A 20,045-nucleotide genomic window follows, 5' to 3' on the forward strand; every position below is an offset into this window, starting at 1 on the left:
ACATCGTGCGTGACCACTCGTCGGCGCCGCGCGGCGGCGGCGTTCCCGGCAGCCGGAAGGTCGGCCGCAAACCGGCCTTCACCGCTGCCGACGTCGTGGCCGCGGCGGTCGCCGAAGGCATCGACCGCTTCACCCTCTCAGCGGTCGCCGACCGGCTCGGGGTGGTCACCACGGCGATCTACCGCCTCTTCCCCTCGCGAGAGGACCTGGTCATCGCCTGCCTGGACGCCGCCGGCGCGACGATCGCCCTCCCCGAACCGGGAACGCACTGGCGCGCCGCCCTGCGGCTCTGGGCCGATGAGTGCTGGCGCCTGTGCGAGGAGTACCCGGGTCTGAACCGCGCGGTCTACATCCATCCGGCGGCGCCCACCCGGATCGAGCGGGTCTTCCGCGCCTACGCGGAGAACCTCTGCGTACAGGGCAGGACCCGGCGACAGGCGATGTTCGCCCTCGACTTCATCGGCGACACGGTCTTCGCCTCCCACCTCGGGGTCGAGGCCATGCGAAGGGTGGACGAGAACGGCAGGTCCGGATTGGACGCCGTCCGTGACGCGGTCGACGACGCGAACGCGGTCCTCCGCCCGGAGGACTCGTGGACCGGGCGCAAGGCGATGGACACGAAGGTCGAGTTCATCCTCACCGGCCTGGAGGAGCACTGGCCCGAGATCTGACCGGCCCCGGACGGCCTCCCCGGACGTCGGCCCATCGGGTGTGCCGGGGGCACAGGATCCCCGAAAACCCTGTGCCCGGCGGACAAGAGGCCGCGTGTTCGGGAACCGTAGGCTGTGGCCATTCGAACCGAGCCGAGGAATCGCGCCATGGCCTATGCCCCCATCCCCGGAGGGGAGATCTACTACGAGACCTCCGGGAATCCCTCCGACCCGCCCCTCGTCCTGGTCGAGGGGGGGTTCACCCAGATGGTGGGCTGGGCGCCGGACTTCGTCGAACGGCTCGTCGGGGCGGGGTTCCTCGTCATCGCCTTCGACAACCGGGACGCCGGCCTGTCCACGCACTTCGGCGGGCCGGAGGACCTCGACGGCGGCTACGGGCTGGAGGACCTCGCCGACGACGTCATCGCCGTCCTCGACCACGCGGGGATCGGCTCGGCCCATATCGCCGGGCGCTCGATGGGCGGGATGATCGCGCAGATGCTCGCCATCCGGGCCCCCGAACGGGTCCGCAGTCTGGGCCTTTTCTACTCCATTCCGGGTCGCGACAAGCGCTACGTCCTCCACGGGGAACGCGAGGAGCTGAACGCCCCCCAGCCGCGGTTCCCCCTCGACGAACTGCTGGCGAACGCCCTGGCCGCCCACCGGGCCTTCATGCCCCACGGCGACGCCTGGGGTGAGAGCCGGTGGTACGAGGACGAGACACGGCGCTACATCACGCGGTCCTACGAGCGGCGCTACTCCCCCGACGGCGCCCCCCGCCAGTGGAGCGCGCTCAAGCGCGCGCCCGAGCGGTTGGAGCGGCTGAGGGGCGTCGACGTGCCCACGGCGGTGATCCACGGGCGCGACGACCACGTGCTGCACTGGTGCGCCGCCGTGGACATCGCCGAGGCCATGCCCCGGGCGGAGCTGCACGTCCACCCGGGTATGGGCCACTTCTTCCCGCCCGCCCTCATCCCGGACTTCGTACGGGTCCTGCGACGGACGGCCCTACTGGCGGAGCCCCGATGAACCCCGGTGGTGGGCAGGCCCGTCCCCTGCTCACCACCGGACGGTGGCCTCGGCGGCCAGGCGTCCGTCCTCTGCCACCGCCACCGCCCGGGCCCCGTCGGCGCCGTCCGTCACCGCGACCGTGATCTCCCGGTCGACGAAGAGCGGCGCGGTCGCGGTGAACGAGCAGCGGGCGGGGGTCCGCCGCGGCCCCGGGCCGTCCCCGGACAGGATGGCGTCCAGCATCAGCAGCCGGGTGAGCGGGCCGTGCACCAGGAGGTCCTCCAGCCCCTCCACCTGCCGTGCCCAGCACCGGTCGTAGTGCACGCGGTGGGTGTTGAAGGTGATCGCGGAGAACCGGAAGAGGTGCCGGGGGTCCGGGGTGAGCCGGTGGCACCGGTCCCCCGCCGGGTCGGCCCGGCGGGCCGGCGGCGGTGGCGCGCCCTCCTCCAGGAACACGTCGTGCCAGGTGCTCTGGACGGCGGGCTCCCCGTCCACGAGGTACTCGCGTTCGAGGTCGGCGAAGACCAGCCGTCCGCTCCTGCCGTTCTTCTCCGTGACCCGGCCCTGGCGCACCCGTTGTTCGACGGTGTCCCCGAAGCGGATCGGACGGTGGAAGACGGTGTCCTCACCGGCGTACATCCTGCGCGGCAGGTCGATCCCGGGCGGCGCGTCGCCCAGGGGTGTACCGTCCGGGCGCAGCCCGTCCATGCCGGCGGCGAACGGGAAGTACAGCCCCTCCCACCCCGGGGGCAGCGGGTCCCCCGGGGACGGTTCCGGGAGCCACGGGGCGAAGGTCCCCCGGTAGTCGTTCGCCGGGGCGGGGTCGATGCGCTGGACGCGTGACACGGCGGTGCCCATCAGACCGTCCCCTTCCGCTTCAGCTCGGCGATCGCCTCGGGTGAGTAGCCCGCGATGTCGGCCAGCACCCGGTCGGTGTGCTCCCCCACGCGGTTGGCCCTCCTGGCCGGGTCGGCGGGGGTCCCGCTCAGCTTGACGGGCTGGCCGAACATCCGCAGCCGGCCCAGTTCCCCGTAGTCGGCCTCCACGACCATGTCGCGTTCGGCCGTGCCGGGGTCCTCGACCACGTCGGCGATGGTGCGCAGCGCCGTCAGGGGGACGACGTCCCCGGCCAGGTCCTCCAGCTCGGCCCGGGTGCGGTCGCGGAACCAGGAGGCGATCAGGGGTCTGACCTTCTTCTCGTAGACGGCCTTGTCGAAGCGCTTGCGCATGGTGTCGATCTCGGGGTCCGCGGCGGCCTCGGGGGTGCCGAACAGCTCGCAGCCGACCCGCCAGAGCTTGTCGGTGTACCCGCCGAAGAACACCTGCCCGTCGGCGCAGTCGAAGAGCTCGTAGGGGCGCACCCACGCGTGCTCGTTGCCCGCGGGCCGGGCGGTCCTGCCGTCGACCGTGTAGTCGACCACGGCCGTCTCGGTGAGCGCGATGATGCTGTCCACCTGGGCGACGTCGACCTTCTGCCCGTCGCCGCCGTGTTCGACGTGCCGGATGGCGGCCAGGGTGCCGATGACGGAGAAGAGCGAGGCCGACAGGTCGCCGATGGTGACCCCCACCCGGACCGGGGGCATGCCGGGGAACCCGTTCATGGACCACAGGCCGCCCGCCGCCTGGGCGGTGCTGTCGAACGCCGGGCGGCGGCTCCGGGAGCCGGTGTGGCCGTAGCCGGAGATGGCGGTGTACACGAGTTTGGGGTTGATCCCCCTGAGCGCGTCGTAGCCGACGCCGAGCTTCTCCATGGTGCCGGGCCGGAAGTTCTCCACCAGCACGTCCGCCTCGGCCACGAGGTCCTTGAGGACCTGTTTGCCCTCCGCGTGGGTGAGGTCGACGGTCAGCCCCAGCTTGCCCCGGTTGTACTGCCCGTAGTAGCCGCTGAACTCCCGTGCGGTGCCGTCCTCGGCGTCCGACGTCAGGTACGGGGGGAAGCCGCGGGAGACGTCGGGGTCCCGGGGGTTCTCGATCTTGATGACCGTGGCCCCCATGTCGGCGAGGATCTGGGCGGCGTAGGGTCCGGCCAGCACCCGGGAGAGGTCCAGCACGAGGATCCCGTCGAGCGCTCCGCCCCCGGGCCGCCCCGGGGTCTGCGGCGTGGTGTTCATCGAGGTGTTCGACTCCTGTCGTCGGGCGGTGGGGGCCGGGGGTCAGGCGGAGGCTCCCCGCAGTTCACCGAGGACCCGGCGGGCGTACTCCTCGCGGATGCGCCCCGCCGTCACCATCCGGGCGGCCACCTCCGAGATCTCCGGTCCCACCGCGCCGGCGGAGACCGCGAGGGTGCGGGCGTGCAGGGCCATGTGTCCGCGCTGGATGCCCTCCGCGGCCAGGGCCCGGCAGGCGGCCAGGTTCTGCACGAGCCCCACCGCGGCGATGACCTCGCCGAGTTCGAGGGCCGTGCTCACGCCCAGGAGTCCGATCGCGGCCCGGGCGGTGGGGTGGGCCCGGGTGGCGCCGCCCACCAGGCCGACGGCCATGGGCACCTCCAGCGTTCCCACCAGGTTCCCGGCCGTGTTCTTCTCGAAGCGGGAGAGGGCCGTGTAGCGGCCGTCCCTGGCGGCGTGGGAGTGGCAGCCGGCCTCGACGGCCCGGGTGTCGTTGCCGGTGGCGAGCACGACGGCGGAGATGCCGTTCATGATCCCCTTGTTGTGCGTGGCGGCCCGGTAGGGGTCGGCGGCGGCGAAGTCACCGGCCAGGACGATGTCGTCCACCACTCGGGGCCCGCCCAGCAGCTCGGCGTCGAACTCGCCGCGGACCCGCACGAGCCGCCGGTCCGCCTTGTTGCTGAGGATGCGCAGCAGCGACCGGCCGCCGGCGAGCCCGGCCAGTTCGGGGGCCAGTGCCTCGGCCATCGTGTTGACGGCGTTGGCGCCCATGGCGTCGCGGACGTCCACGATCAGGTGCACGACGAGGTGGGTCCCCGAGGCCGTGGGCACCGCGCGCACCTCCACCGCCCGGGCACCGCCGCCCAGTTCCACCAGCACGGGGTCCTGTTCGTTCGCCCGGGCGAGGATCTCCGCCTCGGCCTCCAGGATCCGGAAGCGGGCGGCCTCGGGGGCGGGGACGTCCACCAGCTGGATCTGGGCGATCATCACCGGTCCCGTGGTGGAGGCCCGCAGCCCACCGAGCCCGCGGGCCATCCGTGCCGCGTTGGACGCGGCCGCCACCACGCTCGGCTCCTCGATGGCCATGGGGACGAGGTAGTCGCGGCCGTTGACGGTCAGGTTGGTGGCGATCCCCAGCGGGACGCCGAAGACCCCGACGGCGTTCTCGATCATCTGGTCGGCCTGCTCGGCGCCGATGCCGTTCCGCGGGTCGAAGGCCGCGGTGTCCGCCCCGGCGTGCTCGGCGATCCTGGTGCGGCGGTCCCCGACACCGAGCTCCCGGAGTCCGGGGATACGACTGTTGACCGGCAAGGATCCACCTCCTGGTACACGGTGACCGGCCCGGGGCCGGACATCGTTCTGGTGCTCGGTGGCGAGCCTACGACCGGTATGTGACTCGGCGCACGGTGCGAGAACACAGCAAAAGCGCGCTTCACTGTGCTGTGGTCCCAAATCACCGTGGGGAGTACGCCGCCTCCACGGACACCACCGGCGCCCCGGACCGGTGAGCCTTGTCGGAGACGGGGGCTCCGAGCCGGGCGAAGGCCCAGGAGTGCGATGCGGCCCGTCGGGGCTCGCGTCGCCGTACCCGTGCGCGAATCCCCATCCGGCCTTCCAGGGAGATCCCGCATCCGGTGCGTTCGACCCCGGCCACGATGCGCCTCGACGCGGCCCGTCGGGGCTCGCGACGCCGTACCCGTGCGCGAATCCCCATCCGGCCTTCCAGGGAGATCCCGCATCCGGTGCGTTCGACCCCGGCCACGATGCGCCTCGACATCGCATGGTCGGCGTCCCGCGCACGGCGGGACTCCTTACGGCGCTGCCGCTTCAGGACGCGCTCGGCACTCTTGGCACCCTTGGCCTGCAACTTCCGCCGCAACCGCACCTGGCGTGCGCGGTACCGGTTCGGCCTGAGCCCGGCCAGCGGCGCCGTCACGACGCCGGTGACCTCCGCGGCCCGACCGGCGGCCCGCCCCTCTCCCCCGCTCACGGGGGCCCGGCCCGGAAGGGCGGGTACCCGGCCCGGTCGCGGGCCGCAAGCCAGAGCTGGAGCAGGAACCGGTCGCCGCCGTCGTCCAGCGACAGCCCCGTCTCCTTCTCGAACAGGCGCAGCCGGTAGTAGACGGTGGTGCGGTGCAGGTGGAGGGCTTGTGCGGTCCGGGCCACGCTGCCGGCCCGGTCGAGGAAGCACGCCACCGTCCGCAGCGACTCCTCCGGCTGGGACTGGACGGTCTCGGTGATCAGGTCCGGGATCAGGGCGGCGTCGATCTCGGGCCGCAGCGCCGCCTCCAGCAGGATCTCCCGGGGGTGGTCCTCCCAGAGTGCGACGGGGCGCTCTGCCCGGACCGCGGCGCGGGCGGCCGCCCGCGCCCGCTCGTAGGACCGCGGGGCGTCGGCGAGCGGGACGGCGGGCCCCACCCCCAGTCGGAGCCGTTCCGCGAGCCCGGTGTCCGTCCGGGCCGCCTCGGTGATGACGCGCTCCGCGGTCTTGGCGTACTCCGACCGCGCGGTGCCGCCGCGGCCCCCGATGAGCAGGAGGGCGTGGTCCTCGGCCACGGCGAAGGCCGTCGAGCGGTCCCGCCTCGACCGGACCGCCTGCCGCAGGGCCCCGCGCAGCACGTCCGCCCGTTCGTCCGCGCCCCGGGCGGGCCGGGGTTCGGCGCCGGCCACCACCAGGGCGGTGGCCTCGGTCGCGTCCTCGAAGTACCCGAGGCCGGACAGGTCCCGTGCCGCCCCCGCCCGGTCCCGCTCCTCCCCGGAGAGCAGGGTGAGCAGCAGGCCCTCGACCTCCGGGTCGGAGTCCGGTTCGTCCCGCTGCCGCCGTGCCAGCACACGCTCCATGTCGCGGGCCGTGTCCAGGCACAGCCGTGTCTCCTCCTCGGACAGTTCGTCCTCGCCGGGGAGGATGACCCACATCACCCCCAGCGGGCCGTACCGGGAGCGCAGGGGGAAGGCCATCCGGTCGTGCTCGTGCCCGTCGACCCCCAGGGCCTTGCCGCGCCGCGGCGCGTGCCAGTGCGGGAACCCGGCGGCGAAGGTCGCCTCCCGGACCGGGCCCTCGATGCGCCGGTTCGCCAGAGAGACCAGTCGCAGGGGGTCGGCGTCTCCGAAATGGGTGCTGGACCCCAGAAGACGCAGGTCGGTGTCGTCGACGGCCACACTCCTCCTGAGCTTCTGGGCGAGCCGCTCGGCGAGGTCCGTGATGGCGTCCATCTCGCGATCGTACAGATCCACAGGTCCGGGACCGGCTTCCCCGTGATGCTCCGCGAGACGCAGGGGCGCATGCAGGCGGTGAAGGTCCGGGGCGGGCCTTCCTACACCTGTCGAACGGACTCCGGGGAACCTTCGATGTCCGAAGGTCGAAAAACCCTCTCCGGCGCGCCGAACATGGGTTCCGGTCCACCCGTGTGAACAGTGCAGACAGGAGACCGTCATGCCGAAGGGCTATTCCCATATCGTCGTCGGCGCCGGGACCGTGGGCTCGGCCGCCGCCTATTGGCTCAGCCGGCGGGGCGCCGAGCGGGTCCTCGTCCTGGAGCAGTTCGACCTGCTCCACCCCTTCGGGGCCTTCGGCGACCATTCCAGGATCATCCGCCGGGTCTACCCCTCCGCCGCGTACTCGGGCCTGACCGATGCGATGTTCGCGGCGTGGGCCCGCGTGGAACGGGAGAGCGGGCTCGCGTTGATCACCACCACCGGTGGGCTGGACCTCGCCGAGGAGGGGACCGACGGGCACGCCTACGTCGAGAACAGCGCGCGCGTCCTGGCGGAGCTCGGCTTCGCCCACGACCGGCTCACCGCGGACGACATCCGGCGGCGGTTCCCGCAGTGGCGGGTCTCCGACGCGACCGTCGGCATCTACCAGCCCGACGCCGGCGTCCTGGACGTGCGCCGCTCGGTGAGCGCGCACGTCTCCCTCGCGCGGGCGGCCGGCGTGGAGTTCCGCACCGGGGCGGTGGCGGGCATCGACCTCTCCGCGAACGGCGTCGGCGTCCGCGTCGCCGCACCGGAGGGGACCACCGAGACGGTCCACGCGGACCGGCTCATCGTGGCGGCCGGTTCCTGGCTGGGGCCGCTGATGGCCGACCTCGGGCTGAGGTTCACCCTCACCCTGTCCCAGGAGCAGGTCGGCTACTTCGGCAGCCCCCACCTGGCCGCCTTCACCCCGGACCGGCACCCCGTCTGGATCCACCACGGTCCGCAGGACACCTACTACGGCTTCCCCGTCTACGGCGAGGCCGCCACCAAGCTCGGCCGTGACATGCGCGGCCGCTTCATCACGGACGGGGAACGGGTCTTCGAGGGCGACGCCGCCGAGGAAGAGCTCCTCGCCGCGTTCCTGCGCGAGCACCTGCCCGCGGCCGCGGGACCGGCCCTGACCAGCCGGACCTGCGTCTACGACATGACACCCGACCGCGGCTTCGTGCTGGACACGCTGCCGGAGCACCCGCACGTCGCCGTCTTCAACGGGGCGGGGCACGCGGCGAAGTTCGCCGGCCTCATGGGGCAGATCCTGGCCGACCTCCAGACGCAGGGCACGACCCCGCACCCGATCGGGGCCTTCGGCCTGGACCGGCCGGCCGTCGCCGACCCCGACCACCCGCTCACCTTCAGGCTGGAGACCCCGGCGCACGGCGAGGGGTGAACCCGTGCACACGACCGACCGATGAGGACCCACGGGTTCGGCGCGGGGTGGAAGGTCCCGGCCTCCCGGGCGTGTCCTGCACGGGGTCGGGGGACGGCCGCTCCATGATCGACTCCATGAGGGACGAGCCGCTGGACGGCGATGACGTGACGGTGCATCTGGTGGGCGGCCCGCCCCAGTGGGACGGGGTGGAGGTCAAGGGCGTCTTCGACCGGTGGGAGATCCACGAGGTACCGGCCTCGGAGCTGGGGGCGCTCCTGCCCGTTCCGGGGCAGGCGTTCCGGCGAGCGGTGTACGAACCCCGCCCCGACGGCGAGCGCAACGTCTGGCACTTCCTCGGCTGGGAGGGCTGAGCGGCCCCTGACGACAGGGCCCCGCGGACGGCTGCGGTCCGGGGTACGGCGAGGGGCGGAGACGGGCCGTGTCCCGTCGAGTGGTGTGAGAACACCGGCTGTTCGGACAAGGACGAGTCGCCGACCGGAGCATTGCCGCCCTTGGTACCCGGGGGTCGAACGAAGTCACACCACTCGGCGGGACACCACCCGGCGACGGGCGTCCGGGACGCGCCGGAGCCGGGTGCGGGCACGGCGTGCTCCGGGGTGGGCGGACACGTCCCGGTGCGGGTCGGGCGGGCGGGTGGTCGTCCGTTTCGTGGAGACGGCCGGAGGCGGACGGAGGCGGCCGGGCGAGAACTTCCCGAAAAACTTTGAACCGGATCCGGAGGGCGTCCGTGTACCCGATTGACCGTGAAACTTCGGGCCGGAACTCAGCAGCCGCGGATCTGATCGCCGCCCGGGACAGGAAACGATGGAGAGGACTCGGAGCATGCGTGCGAAGAAGTTCCACCCCCTGGCCGCCGGAGTGCTCGGGTTGGCACTGCTCACCGGATGCGGGAACGCCGACCCCTACGCCGCTGCCGCCCCCGCGCAGGATCTGTACGGCACGGAGGGCGAGGCGGAGGAACCCGGCGAGGACGCCGGTGGGGAATCCGGCGCCGCCGAGGACGTACTGGACCTGTCCCTGCGGGGGGACGGAACGCTCGGCGAGATCGTCACCGACCCCGACGGCTTCACCCTGTACCGCTTCGAGGAGGACTCCCCCGGCTCGGGGGCCTCGGAGTGTTACGACGAGTGCGCCGAGAACTGGCCCCCGGTCCCCGCGGCCCAGGAGATGACGCTCCCCGGGGGCGACGAACTGCTGGGCACCATCGAGCGTGAGGACGGCACCGAGCAGGTGACCCTGGACGGATGGCCGCTGTACCGCTACGCGGCCGACGCCGCCCCCGGCGACACCGACGGCGAGGGCGCCCAGGACGTCTGGTACGCCGTGAGCCCGGTGGGCACCAGGGCCGCGGACGAGCCCTGGACCGAGGGCTACTGCCCGCAGGGCTTCCAGGTGGCCCAGGACCCGGAGCTGGGCGAGATCCTGGTCGACGACGAGGGCTTCACCCTGTACCGCTTCGAGGAGGACTCCGCCGACCCGCCCGCGGCGACCTGCGTCGACGACTGCGCCGAGGCCTGGCCCCCGGTCCTGGCCATGGCGGAGTTCGACTTCTCCGCCGGTCTCGACCCCTCCCTGTTCGGCTCGGTCGGGCGAGAGGGCCGACTGGACCAGGCGACCCTGAACGGCTGGGCGCTGTACCGCTACGCCGAGGACGACGCCCCCGGTGACGTCGGCGGCCACGGCGTGAACGGCGTCTGGTTCGCGGTCACCCCGACCGGCGCGATCGCCGGGGGCGGGGCCGGCGGCACCGGCGACGGCAGCGCCGACGGCGGCGGCACCGACAACGGCGGCGGCTATGGCGAATCCGACGGCGGCGGATACTGACCTCGCGCACGGCGCGACCCCGGGGCCTCCGGGCGGGGACCGACTCCCTTCCCCGCCCGGAGGCCCCTCTCCCGCACCCGGCCCTGCGGGGGGATTGCGTCCGGAACCGGTGTCCGCAAGGCTGATGCCCCGGACACCGCCGAGGGAGGAGGGACGGATGGCGCTGTGGGGCTCGCGTCGCCGGCGCGACGCCGAGGACGAGGCGCTGATCCGTTCGCTGTACAACGAACACGGCCGGGCGCTGCTCGCCTACGCCACCCGCCTCACCGGGGACCGGGCCGCGGCGGAGGACATCGTCCAGGAGACCTTCATCCGGGCCTGGCGCAACCCCGACGTGCTCGCGAACTCCAGGGGCTCGGTGCGCGGCTGGCTGTTGACCGTGGCGCGCAACCTCGTCATCGACCGGGCCCGGGCCCGCCGGGCGCGGCCCGCGGAGGTGGCCCCCGCCCCCGGCACCGAGCCCTCGCAGAGCGACCACGCCGACGCCGTGGTGGACTCGATAACGGTGATGGACGCGCTGGACGGCCTCTCCGACGACCACCGCGCGGTCCTGGTCGAGGTATATTTCCGCAGGCGCAGCGTGGCGGAGGCCGCCGAAGTGCTGGGGATCCCACCGGGAACGGTCAAGTCGCGTTCCTATCACGCACTCCAGGCGCTGCGCCGCCGCTTCGGCGGCCGTGCGTCGCAGGGGAAGGGGGTGGCCCGATGACGTCGGGGACCCATGACCCGCAGCTGTTGGGCGCCTACGTCCTGGGGGCGCTGGACGCGGAGGAGGCCGTCGCGCTGGAGGCCCACCTGGCGGGCTGCGAGCCGTGCCGGGCGGAGCTTCGCGAGCTGGCCGCCGTCCGCGACGCCCTGGGCGAGCCGCCCCCGGAGGCCTTCCTGGACGGCCCGCCGCCCGCCGGGAGCCAGGCCCTGCTGCGCGCCACGGTGCGGCGTGCGGGGGCCGAGCGCGCGGTGCGGCGGCGCCGCCGCACCCTGCGTCTGGCCCTGGCCGCCGTCCTGGCCGGAGTGGTGCTCGCCGGGGCCGGGGGCGTCGCCGGACGGTTCCTGTCGCCCGCGGCGCCGCAGGCGGAGGTGACCCGGCTGGCGTCGGGCACCGTGATCGCCGTGCAGGAGGACCCGGGCACCGGGGCGGCCGCCACGGTGAGCCTGGTACCCGAGTCCGCGGGTCTGCGACTGGAGTCGTTCATCACCGGCATCCCGGAGGGCGAGGAGTGCGAGGTGGTCGTCCTCACAGCGGACGGCCGGGTCGAGGTCGCCGCCGTGTGGACGGTCTCCGCCGAGGCCGCGGCCCAGGGCAGCCGTCCCGGCGGGGTCGCCGACGTCGCCCCGCAGGACGTGGCCTCGGTGGTGGTGCGCAACACGGCCGACACGGAGTTCGTGACCATCGATTTCTGAACCGGCCGGCCGCCCGTCCCCATGGATCGGACAGGGGCACGGCCGCGTTCCGGCACCGGTCGCCCCCGCGCGGGAACCCGGACCGCCCCGGCGACGACCATAGGGGGAGAGAACACCTGCCGCCGGGACACGACACCCGGTGGACCGCTCCGAGGAGAACGACCACGTGGACCCACGACCGGACGCCCCCGCACCGGACCGGCCCGACGGGCGCCGCGGCGCCTGGGCCGCACTGCGCCCGCTGATCCTGCGCCTGCACTTCTACGCCGGGGTGTTCGTCGCCCCGTTCATCCTGGTGGCCGCCGTCTCCGGGCTGCTGTACGTGTGGACGCCGCAGCTCGAACAGGCGGTGCACGCCGAGCAGCTCTACGTCGAACCGGACGGGGAGCACCTGCCCCTGCACGAGCAGGTGCGCATCGCCCGCGCGGAGCTGCCGGGCGCCGAACCCGACGCGGTGCGCCCGGCCACCGGGGAACAGGACTCCACCCGGGTGCTCTTCGACCTGCCCGGATCGGCCGAGAGCCACCGGATGACGGTGTTCGTCGACCCCTACGGCGGCGAGGTGCTGGGGGTGATGGAGACCTACGGCACCAGCGGCGCGCTGCCGGCCCGGACCTGGGTGGACACCCTGCACCGCAACCTGCACCTGGGCGACGCCGGCCGCCTGTACAGCGAACTGGCGGCGAGCTGGCTGTGGGCGGTCGCCCTGGGCGGGGCCGTTCTGTGGGTGTCGGCGGCGCTGCGGCGGCGCGGGAGCGGACGGGCGCGCCGTCTGTTGGTGCCCGGTGCGGGCACCTCGCCGGGACGTTCCCGGTCGGTGTCCGTGCACGGGGCGACCGGCCTGTGGCTGCTGGCGGGTCTGCTGTTCCTGTCCGCAACGGGCATGACCTGGTCGCAGTACGCCGGGGCGAACATCGCCGACCTGCGTGAACGGCTGGCCTGGACCACCCCCGCCGTCTCGGCGGAGACCCCGGACGCGACACCCGGCGTGGACGTCGGCGTCGACACGGTGCTGGCGAGCGCCCGGGAGGCCGGTCTGGACGGGCTCGTCGAGGTGTCCTTCCCGAAGGACCCCGCCGCGCCCTACACGGTGACCCAGATCGACCGGTCCTGGCCGACGAGCGTGGACGCCGCGGCGATCGCCGCCGACACCGGGGAGGTGGTGGACGTGGTCCGCTTCTCCGACTACCCGCTCATGGCCAAGCTGAGCCGGTGGGGCATCGACGCGCACATGGGCGTGCTGTTCGGGGTGCCCAACCAGCTCGTGCTCACCGCCGTCACCGGGGGGCTGATCGCGGTCGTCGTCTGGGGGTACCGGATGTGGTGGCAGCGGCGGCCGACACGGGGCCGGGCCCTGGGGGTGGGCCGTTCCTACCCTCGCGGGTCCTTCCGGGCCCTGTCGTGGCCGTGGCGGGTCGGGGTGGCCGCCGTCCTGGCGGTGACCGGCTGGGCGGTGCCGCTGCTGGGGGTGTCCCTGGCGGTGTTCCTGGCGGTGGACGTCCTCCTGGGGTGGCGTGCGCGCCGGAACCGCCCGGCCCCCGCGCGCCCCGACGAGGCGGGGCGGGAGGCTTCGGTGGTCGGGACGGGAGCCCGGTGAACGGCCGCACGGGCGCGGTCACCGCGCTGCTGACACTGGTCATGGCCTGGTCCATGCTCCCGCTGTTCGCGGTGGCCGCGCTGGCCCCGTGGATCGGCCCGGCCCTGGGCGCCGGGCCCGCCCTGCTCGGGGCGGCGGTCGGCGGCGGCTTCGCGATCGCGGCGGTGCTGTCGCCGGTGGCCGGGCGGCTGACCGACCGCTGGGGGCCGCGCCGGTGCACGGTCGCGTCGCTGCTCCTGACGGCGGCGGCCCTGGGGCTGCTGGCGGCCGCCCGGGACACGGTCGGCCTGGCGGTCGCTCTGGCCCTGGGCGGGCTGCCGCAGGCGTTCGCCAACCCGGCCACCAACAAGGTGATCCTGCGGTCGGTGCCCGCCGACCGCAGGGGCGCGGTGACCGGCTGGAAGCAGTCCGGTGTGCAGGTGGGCGCCCTCGTGGCGGGTGTGCCGCTGACCGTGTCGGCCGCGGTGGCGGACTGGCGCGCGGCCGTCGCCGCGGCCGCGGTGACGGCGGCGCTGTCGGCCCCGTGGGCGTGGTGGCTGCTGCCCGCCGACGGCTCCGCGCCCCCGCCGGCGAGCGCACCCGTGCGGCCGGCCGTGGGGAGGTTGGCCCTCTACTCGTTCTTCCTGGGGGTGGGCGTGTCCTCGGTCAACGCCCACGTGGGACTGTTCGCGGACACCGGTCTGGGCTGGGGGCCGGTGTCGGCGGGGCTGCTCGTCGCGGTTCTGGGGGCTTCGGGTGTGGCGGGCCGGGTGCTGTGGGCGGCGCGGGCCGGGCGGAGCGGCGCCTTCGGGCTGTTGACGCCCCTGGTCCTGGGCGCCGTGGCCGGGCCCGTCCTCTTGGCCGCGTCGGTCTGGGCGCCTCCGTTGGCGTGGCCCGCCGTCGTGGCCGTGGGCGCGCTGGCGGTGTCGGCGAACGCGGTGTCGATGATCGCGGTCATGTCCCGGGCGCCGGGCCCGGCCGCCGGCCGGGCGACCGGTCTGGTGTCGGCGGGGTTCTTCGCCGGTTTCGCGGTGGGGCCGGGCTCTCTGGGGCTGCTGGCCGAGGCGGTGGGGTACCACTGGGCCTGGGCGCTGTCGGGTGCGGCGTTCGTCCTGGCCGGGGCCGTCATGGCGGCCCGGACCCGTGAGACGGAGGGGGCGGCCGGTGTCCGCTGAGGCCGTGGTGCGCACCGCGCGCGGGGTGCTGGACGGCCTGCTGGAGCGCACCGGGCGGCTCCACGTCCGCTGCGCGGGGAGGTACCCGCTGTACCGCCCCGCGGGCGGGGATTGGGTCACGAGCCGCCGCGGGTCGTGGACGGGAGGGCTGTGGGCGGGTCTGCTGTGGCTGCGGGCCCTGGAGTCCGGACGCGGGGAGCACCTGGAGCATGCCGTGCGGGCCACGACGGGGCTGGACGGGTGGACGGGGGCCGACACCGCGACCCGGGGCCTGATCTTCTGGTACCCGCTCGCCCTCTCCCGCCTGGCGGTGCCCGGCGGCGTCCCGGAGGTCGAGGCCGCCGCCGGGCGCTGCGCGCACTCCCTGGCCGCGCGGTCCCGCCCCGCCCACGGGGTGGTCCCCTGGGGAACGGCGTTCGGCGGCGAGGGGGACCTGGTGCGCGTGGACGGGGCGCCCGGGGTGGCGCCGCTGCTGCGCGGCGCCACCGGCGCCACGGAGGCGACCGCCCGGGCGGGGACCTCCCACCTGCTGCGCCACCTGGAGCTGTGCGCGGCCGGGGACGCGGTGGCCCCGGTGTGGCTGCTGCGCCCGGACGGCGCGCCGCCGGTCCGGTCCCCCGAGCCCCTCCACCTGTGGTCGCGGGGGCGGGCGTGGCTGTCGGCCGCCCTCGCCGACGCGCTGTCCGTCGGGGCCGTGGAGTGGGACGACCCGGTCGTCGCCACCGCCCTCGCCGGGCACGGGGAGCCGCTCGTGCCGCCCGCCGACGCCCGCGATCCGCAGGGGCCGGGCGACACCGGGGCGAGCGCCATCGAGGCCGCGGCGCTGCTGCGCGCGACCGCGCACGCCGCTCCCGGTGACCCCCGGGCGGAACGGGCCCGGCTGCGGGCGCACCTGCTCGTGGCACACCTGGCCGCGCACCACCTCGGAGCGGACGGGGGCCTGTCCGGCGGCTCCTACGAGGTGCGCGGCCGCCTCCTGACCGGGCTGGAGACCGTGTGGGGGGACTTCTTCCTGGCCCTGGCCGCCGCCCTGGTCACCGGGGCCGTCCCGGCCGACCGCGTCTGAGCCCGGCTCAGGACCGGAGCAGGCGCCGGGCCACGGCCGACACGTGCGTTTCGTCGGGACCGTCGAGGATGCGCGCCTGCCGGGCCAGTCGCTGGAGGCGGGGCAGCGGGGTGTCGGGGCCCAGCCCCTCGGCCCCGTGCACCTGGGCCGCGGCGTCGGCGACGGTGGACAGGGCGCGGGCGGCCGCGACCTTGGCGGTGGCGACGGCGGTGCGCGCGGGGTCGGCGGCCGGCTCCTCCACGGCGCGGACGGCCTCCTCCACCAGGGAACGGGCTCCGGCCAGGGCGAGGTGGGACTCGAAGACCAGGCCCTGCACCAGTTGGTGTTCGCCCAGGGCCGGGGTCCCGCGTGTGGTGTCGCGGGCTCGTTCCAGGAGCAGGTCGAAGGCCCGCTGCGCCTGGCCGAGCCAGCGCAGCGAACGCAGGGTGCGGCCCAGGGCGATACGGGAGGCGGCCACCCGCAGCCCGTCCCCCACCCCGCCCAGGACATGGTCGGCGGGCACCCGGACCCGGTCGAAGCGCAGCTCGTACTGGCCGCCCGTCCCCCACACGGGCAGTTCGCGGACGACGCGCACCCGCGGGTCGTCAAGTGGGACCAGGACCACGGTCAGGCCGTCGCGTCCCGCGGGCCCGGGCGGCCCGGTGCGCACCACCACCAGGGCGAGATCGGCCTCACGGGCCCCGGTGACGAACCACTTGGCGCCCTCGACCACCAGGTCGCCGCCGTCCCGGCGGGCGGTGGCGGCCAGGGTGGCGGGGTCCGACCCGCGGGCCCCGGGCTCGGTCATGGCGAAGCAGGCGCGCACGGTCCCCCGCACCAACCGGGGCAGGTAACGCTCCCGCACCTCGGGCGCCGCGTGCGCGGACAGGGTGCGCACGTCGAGCAGGGCGGCCGACCCCAGAGCGGCCGGGCCGTGGTCACTGCGCCCCTCGGCCTGGGCGACCCGGGCGTAGCGGGCCAGGCCGATCCCGCCGCCGCCCCACTCGCAGGGCAGTGGCAGCGCCCACAGCCCGGCGTCGGCGGCACGCTCCCGGAGCCGCCGCATCCGGGCCGCCGCACGGTCGTCGAACCGGTCCAGGACGTCTTCGGCGGGTTCGACCTCGCCGACCACGAAGGTGCGCACCCGGTCGACCAGGTCGTCGTGCCCCTCCGTCGGTGTCCGCTCCGCTGCGGCCACGCTCCCACCTCCGCTCCTCACCGCGGCCGGGAACCAGGGGTGCCCGTGCCACGACTGCATGTACGACAGATGGGTCGGAACGGACACACGTCGAGTTCCCGGACGTGTCACCCGTTTTCCGCATCCTTGGGACGGAAACCGCGAAGGACTCCCATGACCTCCACCGTTCCCCTCACCCCGGTGCCCCTGGCCGGTGTGGAACCGATCTCCGAAGGCGGCGGCGCCCTGCACCGCCGCACCCTCGACCACCTGCGCCTGCTGGGCGCCTCCCCCACCGGCGCCGGGTCCGCCCCGGACACCGATCACTCCCGGCTCTCCTCCCCCCGGGGCACCGGGGCGGTGCTCGCCTGGACGGGCCCTGACACCGGCGGGCACGGCACGGAGACCGGCCTCCAGGCCGCAGCCGGGCTCATGGCGGTGCACGGACGGCGCCGCGGGAGACCCGAGGCCCTGCCCGTCGACCTCGTCGGCACCGTCGCGGCGACCGCCCACGTCACCGGGTTCCTGGCCGCGGAACTGCTGCGGCTGCGCACCGGTCGGGCACGGACGGTCCGCACCCGGGCGGACGCCTGCGCACTGGTGTCGGTCTCCCAGTACCTGGCCGCCGCCGCGGCCGACGACGGGGAGGCGGTGCCCCTGTCCCCCGGGACCGCCACCCTGACCACCGCGGACGGCGCGGACTTCGAGATCGAGGCGCTCACCCCCGAGCCGTGGGCGCGTTTCTGGGCCGACCTGGGCGCACCGGAGCGGGCGGCGGGCGCGGGCTGGACCCCCTTCCAGTTCCGCTACGCGACCGCCTGCTGCCCCCTGCCCCGGGAGCTGCGCGGGGCGGCCGCCCGGGCCCCGTGGGAACGGGTCCGGGCGGCCGCCGGACGCCACGGCCTCGGCCTGGTACGGCTGGGCCCCCCGTCCACCGGTTCCCCGGACGGCGTCCCGGTGCGGACCTCGCGTCCCACCGGTCCCGGCCGGGGGACCGCGCCCGCGGCCGACGGCGATCCGCCGCTGCACGGGGTGCGGGTGCTGGAGGCCGGGCGCCGCATCCAGGCACCGCTGGCCGCCCACCTGCTGCGGCTCCTGGGGGCGGAGGTGGTGCGGATCGAGCCCCCGGGCGGTGATCCGCTGCGCGGGATGCCGCCGACCTGCGGTGACCTGTCCGCCCGGTGGCTGGCGCTCAACGATGGCAAGGACGCGGTGGAGGCGGACATCAAGAGCGCGTCGGGCCGCGCCGACCTGCTCGGCCTCGTCCGTGACGCCGACGTGTTCCTGCACAACTGGGCACCGGGCACCGCCGAGCGGCTCGGACTGGACGCGGACGCCATGGCCGCGGTACGCCCCGGCCTGGTGTACGTCCACACCTCGGGCTGGGGCGGTCCGGGAGAGGACCTGCCGCCGGGGACCGACTTCATGGTCCAGGCCCGCACCGGCCTGACCGCGCCCGGTGAGGACACCGCCACCACAGTGGCCTCGCTGATGACGGTGCTGGACGTCCTGGGCGGTTTCCTGGGTGCCCAGACCGCGGTGGCCGCGCTCCTGGAGGGTGGGCGGCTCGGTGCCGGGGTGGCCGCCGAGAGCTCGCTGCGCGGGGCGGCCCGCCTGCTGGCCGGGGCCCGGCGCCCCGGCGCGCCCGCCGTGGGCGAGGGGGAACGGGGGCCGGTGGTCGAGGACCCGGACACCGGCGCGGCCCACCCGGTCACCACCGACCTGACCGCGCTGGAGCACGACCCGCGTTTCACCGGGCTGCTGTCGCGGACCGCCGACGGCCTGCTGTCCGCCGCCTCCCCCTGGGAGGTCCTGTGAGCACGCGCTTCCCCGACCGGGTGCCCGCACGGCTCCGGAGGCGGTGGTCCGAGGAGGGCCACTACCTCGACCTGAGCGTCTACCGGCTGTTCCGCTACGCCGCGCTGGCCCACCCCGAACGGGCCGCGGTGATCGACGATCACGGGACGGTCACCTACGCGGGCCTGCACGCCGAGGTCCTGCGCCTGGCCAGGGGCCTGATGGATCTGGGGGTGCGGCCCGGTGAGGTGGTCGCGATCCAGCTCGCCAACGGCGCCGCGGCCGTGGCCGCCGAACTCGCGGTGGCGGCCGCCGGCGCCGTCGCCCTGCCCTTCCCCGTGGGGCGCGGGGCGGCCGAGGCGGAGTCCCTGCTGCGGCGCGGCGGAGCTGTGATGCTCATCGCCGCCACCGAACACCGGGGCCGCAGCCCCCTGAGGCAGGCGGAGGGGCTGCGGCCGCGCCTGCCCGACCTGCGCCTGCTGGTGGGGGCCGACGACAGCTCCGGGATCATGGCCGCCTACGGTGCGCGGGCGGCCGAGTCGGAGCTGCCCGAGGTCGACCCGAACAGCGCCGCCCGCATCCTGGTCTCCTCCGGTTCGGAGGCCGAACCCAAGATGGTCGCCTACTCGCACAACGCGCTGGCCGGGGGGCGCGGCAACTTCGTGGCATCCCTGCGCCGGGGCCACGATCCGATCCGCGCCCAGTTCCTGGTGCCGTTGGGTTCGGCGTTCGGCAGCAACGCCGCGTCGGTGGTCCTGGCCCGGCACGCCGGAACGCTGGTCGTGAACGGGCACTTCGAGGCCGCGGCCGCGTCGGCGGCGCTGGCCCGGCACCGCCCCACCCATGTGCTGGGGGTGCCGACGATGGTCCGGATGATGCTCGACCACGGCGGACCCGTCGACCGGGGCGCCGGGACCGTGCTGGTCCTGGGCGGAGCGCCGCTGGACGCCGAGACCGCGCGGCGGGCCCGGGAGGCGTTCGGCGGCCCGGTGGTCAACCTGTACGGGTCGGCCGACGGGGTGAACTGCCACACCGGGCTGGACGGCGACCCCTGTGACGAGTCCGGCCCCGGCCGCCCGGCGGGCCGCCCCGACCCCGGGGTGGTGTCGGTGCGGATCGTGGACGCCGACCTGCGAGAGCTCCCCTCGGGAGAGGTCGGCGAGATCACCGCTCTGGGGCCGATGAGCCCGCTGTGTTACGTGAGCGCCCCGGAGCTGGACGAGCGGTACCGCACCCCGGACGGCTGGGTGCGCACCGGAGACCTCGGGGTGCTGGACTCCCGGGGCCGGTTGCGTGTGGTCGGCCGGCTGAAGGACGTGGTGATCCGGGGCGGCGCCAACATCAGCCCCGCCGAGGTGGAGGCCGCGGTGCGCACGCACGGGGCGGTGTCCGACGTGTGCTGCTTCGGTGTGCCCGACCCGCTGATGGGCGAACGCCTGGCCGCCGCCGTGGTCCCGCACCCGGGGCACGCGGCCCCCGCCGCGGAGGAGTTGGCGACGCACCTGAAGGAGCGGGGGCTGGACGCCTTCAAGTGCCCCGAACACATCGTGCGCGTCGATGCGCTGCCCCTGACCCCGGCGGGGAAGGTGGACCGCGCGGCGCTGCGGTCGCTGGTCGGCTGACCGGTCCCGGT

General features: G+C 75.0%; 17 protein-coding genes. 12 read left to right on the plus strand and 5 right to left on the minus strand.

Features of this window, described 5'->3' with window-relative positions:
• The first annotated feature begins 5 nt into the window (after positions 1–5).
• Together QJS33_RS20315 and QJS33_RS20320 are read left to right on the plus strand one after the other, a co-directional pair.
• Positions 6–671 carry a TetR/AcrR family transcriptional regulator gene (locus QJS33_RS20315; RefSeq protein WP_306369614.1) on the plus strand — a complete coding sequence of 222 codons (666 nt, stop codon included), beginning with the start codon at positions 6–8 and terminating at the stop codon, positions 669–671.
• 147 nt (positions 672–818) lie between these two features.
• On the plus strand, positions 819–1,679 hold the full coding sequence (locus tag QJS33_RS20320; RefSeq protein ID WP_306369615.1) for an alpha/beta fold hydrolase: 861 nt from the start codon (positions 819–821) through the stop codon (positions 1,677–1,679).
• 30 nt (positions 1,680–1,709) lie between these two features.
• Here QJS33_RS20320 and QJS33_RS20325 read toward each other — a convergent pair whose 3' ends face one another.
• From QJS33_RS20325 to QJS33_RS20340, 4 genes are all read right to left on the minus strand, one after another.
• The gene (locus QJS33_RS20325) at positions 1,710–2,519 is read right to left on the minus strand and encodes a MaoC family dehydratase N-terminal domain-containing protein (RefSeq protein WP_306369616.1); all 810 of its coding nucleotides are present in this window, start codon (positions 2,517–2,519) and stop codon (positions 1,710–1,712) included.
• Positions 2,519–3,772, minus strand: a complete 1,254-nt coding sequence (locus QJS33_RS20330; protein ID WP_306369617.1) for a CaiB/BaiF CoA-transferase family protein — start codon at positions 3,770–3,772, stop codon at positions 2,519–2,521. The genes QJS33_RS20325 and QJS33_RS20330 overlap by 1 nt, the downstream gene beginning before the upstream one ends.
• Positions 3,773–3,814: 42 nt before the next feature.
• Complete coding sequence (locus QJS33_RS20335) at positions 3,815–5,080, minus strand: hydroxymethylglutaryl-CoA reductase, degradative (RefSeq protein WP_306369618.1); 1,266 nt, start codon at positions 5,078–5,080, stop codon at positions 3,815–3,817.
• Positions 5,081–5,755: 675 nt separating this feature from the next.
• Positions 5,756–6,982 (minus strand): CdaR family transcriptional regulator, encoded by a 1,227-nt coding sequence (locus QJS33_RS20340; protein WP_306369619.1) that lies wholly within the window; start codon positions 6,980–6,982, stop codon positions 5,756–5,758.
• A 220-nt stretch (positions 6,983–7,202) separates the two neighbouring features.
• Between QJS33_RS20340 and solA the strand changes: the two genes are divergently transcribed.
• From solA to QJS33_RS20380, 8 genes are all read left to right on the plus strand, one after another.
• Complete coding sequence (gene solA, locus QJS33_RS20345; protein WP_306369620.1) at positions 7,203–8,414, plus strand: N-methyl-L-tryptophan oxidase; 1,212 nt, start codon at positions 7,203–7,205, stop codon at positions 8,412–8,414.
• A gap of 116 nt (positions 8,415–8,530) precedes the next feature.
• On the plus strand, positions 8,531–8,767 hold the full coding sequence (locus QJS33_RS20350; RefSeq protein ID WP_306369621.1) for a hypothetical protein: 237 nt from the start codon (positions 8,531–8,533) through the stop codon (positions 8,765–8,767).
• A gap of 472 nt (positions 8,768–9,239) precedes the next feature.
• Positions 9,240–10,241 carry a hypothetical protein gene (locus QJS33_RS20355; protein ID WP_306369622.1) on the plus strand — a complete coding sequence of 334 codons (1,002 nt, stop codon included), beginning with the start codon at positions 9,240–9,242 and terminating at the stop codon, positions 10,239–10,241.
• A gap of 157 nt (positions 10,242–10,398) precedes the next feature.
• Positions 10,399–10,950: a sigma-70 family RNA polymerase sigma factor gene (locus QJS33_RS20360; protein WP_306369623.1), complete on the plus strand. Its 552-nt coding sequence runs from the start codon at positions 10,399–10,401 to the stop codon at positions 10,948–10,950.
• A complete protein-coding gene (locus tag QJS33_RS20365) occupies positions 10,947–11,642 on the plus strand; it encodes a zf-HC2 domain-containing protein (protein ID WP_306369624.1) in 696 nt (231 codons plus the stop codon). Before QJS33_RS20360 ends, QJS33_RS20365 begins: the two co-directional genes overlap by 4 nt.
• A 166-nt stretch (positions 11,643–11,808) precedes the next feature.
• Positions 11,809–13,239, plus strand: coding sequence for a PepSY domain-containing protein (locus QJS33_RS20370; protein ID WP_306369625.1), 1,431 nt, complete (start codon positions 11,809–11,811; stop codon positions 13,237–13,239).
• On the plus strand, positions 13,236–14,393 hold the full coding sequence (locus tag QJS33_RS20375) for an MFS transporter (protein WP_306369626.1): 1,158 nt from the start codon (positions 13,236–13,238) through the stop codon (positions 14,391–14,393). Before QJS33_RS20370 ends, QJS33_RS20375 begins: the two co-directional genes overlap by 4 nt.
• On the plus strand, positions 14,383–15,459 hold the full coding sequence (locus tag QJS33_RS20380; protein WP_306369627.1) for a hypothetical protein: 1,077 nt from the start codon (positions 14,383–14,385) through the stop codon (positions 15,457–15,459). The genes QJS33_RS20375 and QJS33_RS20380 overlap by 11 nt, the downstream gene beginning before the upstream one ends.
• Positions 15,460–15,466: 7 nt before the next feature.
• Here the strand turns inward: QJS33_RS20380 and QJS33_RS20385 are convergent, their stop codons facing one another.
• Positions 15,467–16,636, minus strand: coding sequence for an acyl-CoA dehydrogenase family protein (locus QJS33_RS20385; RefSeq protein ID WP_306369628.1), 1,170 nt, complete (start codon positions 16,634–16,636; stop codon positions 15,467–15,469).
• Positions 16,637–16,789: 153 nt separating this feature from the next.
• Between QJS33_RS20385 and QJS33_RS20390 the strand changes: the two genes are divergently transcribed.
• A complete protein-coding gene (locus QJS33_RS20390; protein ID WP_306369629.1) occupies positions 16,790–18,433 on the plus strand; it encodes a CoA transferase in 1,644 nt (547 codons plus the stop codon).
• Complete coding sequence (locus QJS33_RS20395) at positions 18,430–20,034, plus strand: class I adenylate-forming enzyme family protein (RefSeq protein WP_306369630.1); 1,605 nt, start codon at positions 18,430–18,432, stop codon at positions 20,032–20,034. The genes QJS33_RS20390 and QJS33_RS20395 overlap by 4 nt, the downstream gene beginning before the upstream one ends.
• Positions 20,035–20,045 lie beyond the last annotated feature (11 nt).

The sequence above is a fragment of the Nocardiopsis sp. CC223A genome, assembly GCF_030766825.1.
Classification (GTDB): Bacteria; Actinomycetota; Actinomycetes; order Streptosporangiales; family Streptosporangiaceae; genus Nocardiopsis.

What these genes read in the sequence shown, in the direction of transcription:
- QJS33_RS20320 (WP_306369615.1), top strand. Translation starts at nt 819, where the DNA reads ATGGCCTATGCCCCCATCCCCGGAGGGGAGATCTACTACGAGACCTCC.
- QJS33_RS20325 (WP_306369616.1), bottom strand. Translation starts at nt 2,519, where the DNA reads ATGGGCACCGCCGTGTCACGCGTCCAGCGCATCGACCCCGCCCCGGCG.
- QJS33_RS20330 (WP_306369617.1), bottom strand. Translation starts at nt 3,772, where the DNA reads ATGAACACCACGCCGCAGACCCCGGGGCGGCCCGGGGGCGGAGCGCTC.
- QJS33_RS20340 (WP_306369619.1), bottom strand. Translation starts at nt 6,982, where the DNA reads ATGGACGCCATCACGGACCTCGCCGAGCGGCTCGCCCAGAAGCTCAGG.
- solA (WP_306369620.1), top strand. Translation starts at nt 7,203, where the DNA reads ATGCCGAAGGGCTATTCCCATATCGTCGTCGGCGCCGGGACCGTGGGC.
- QJS33_RS20350 (WP_306369621.1), top strand. Translation starts at nt 8,531, where the DNA reads ATGAGGGACGAGCCGCTGGACGGCGATGACGTGACGGTGCATCTGGTG.
- QJS33_RS20355 (WP_306369622.1), top strand. Translation starts at nt 9,240, where the DNA reads ATGCGTGCGAAGAAGTTCCACCCCCTGGCCGCCGGAGTGCTCGGGTTG.
- QJS33_RS20360 (WP_306369623.1), top strand. Translation starts at nt 10,399, where the DNA reads ATGGCGCTGTGGGGCTCGCGTCGCCGGCGCGACGCCGAGGACGAGGCG.
- QJS33_RS20365 (WP_306369624.1), top strand. Translation starts at nt 10,947, where the DNA reads ATGACGTCGGGGACCCATGACCCGCAGCTGTTGGGCGCCTACGTCCTG.
- QJS33_RS20390 (WP_306369629.1), top strand. Translation starts at nt 16,790, where the DNA reads ATGACCTCCACCGTTCCCCTCACCCCGGTGCCCCTGGCCGGTGTGGAA.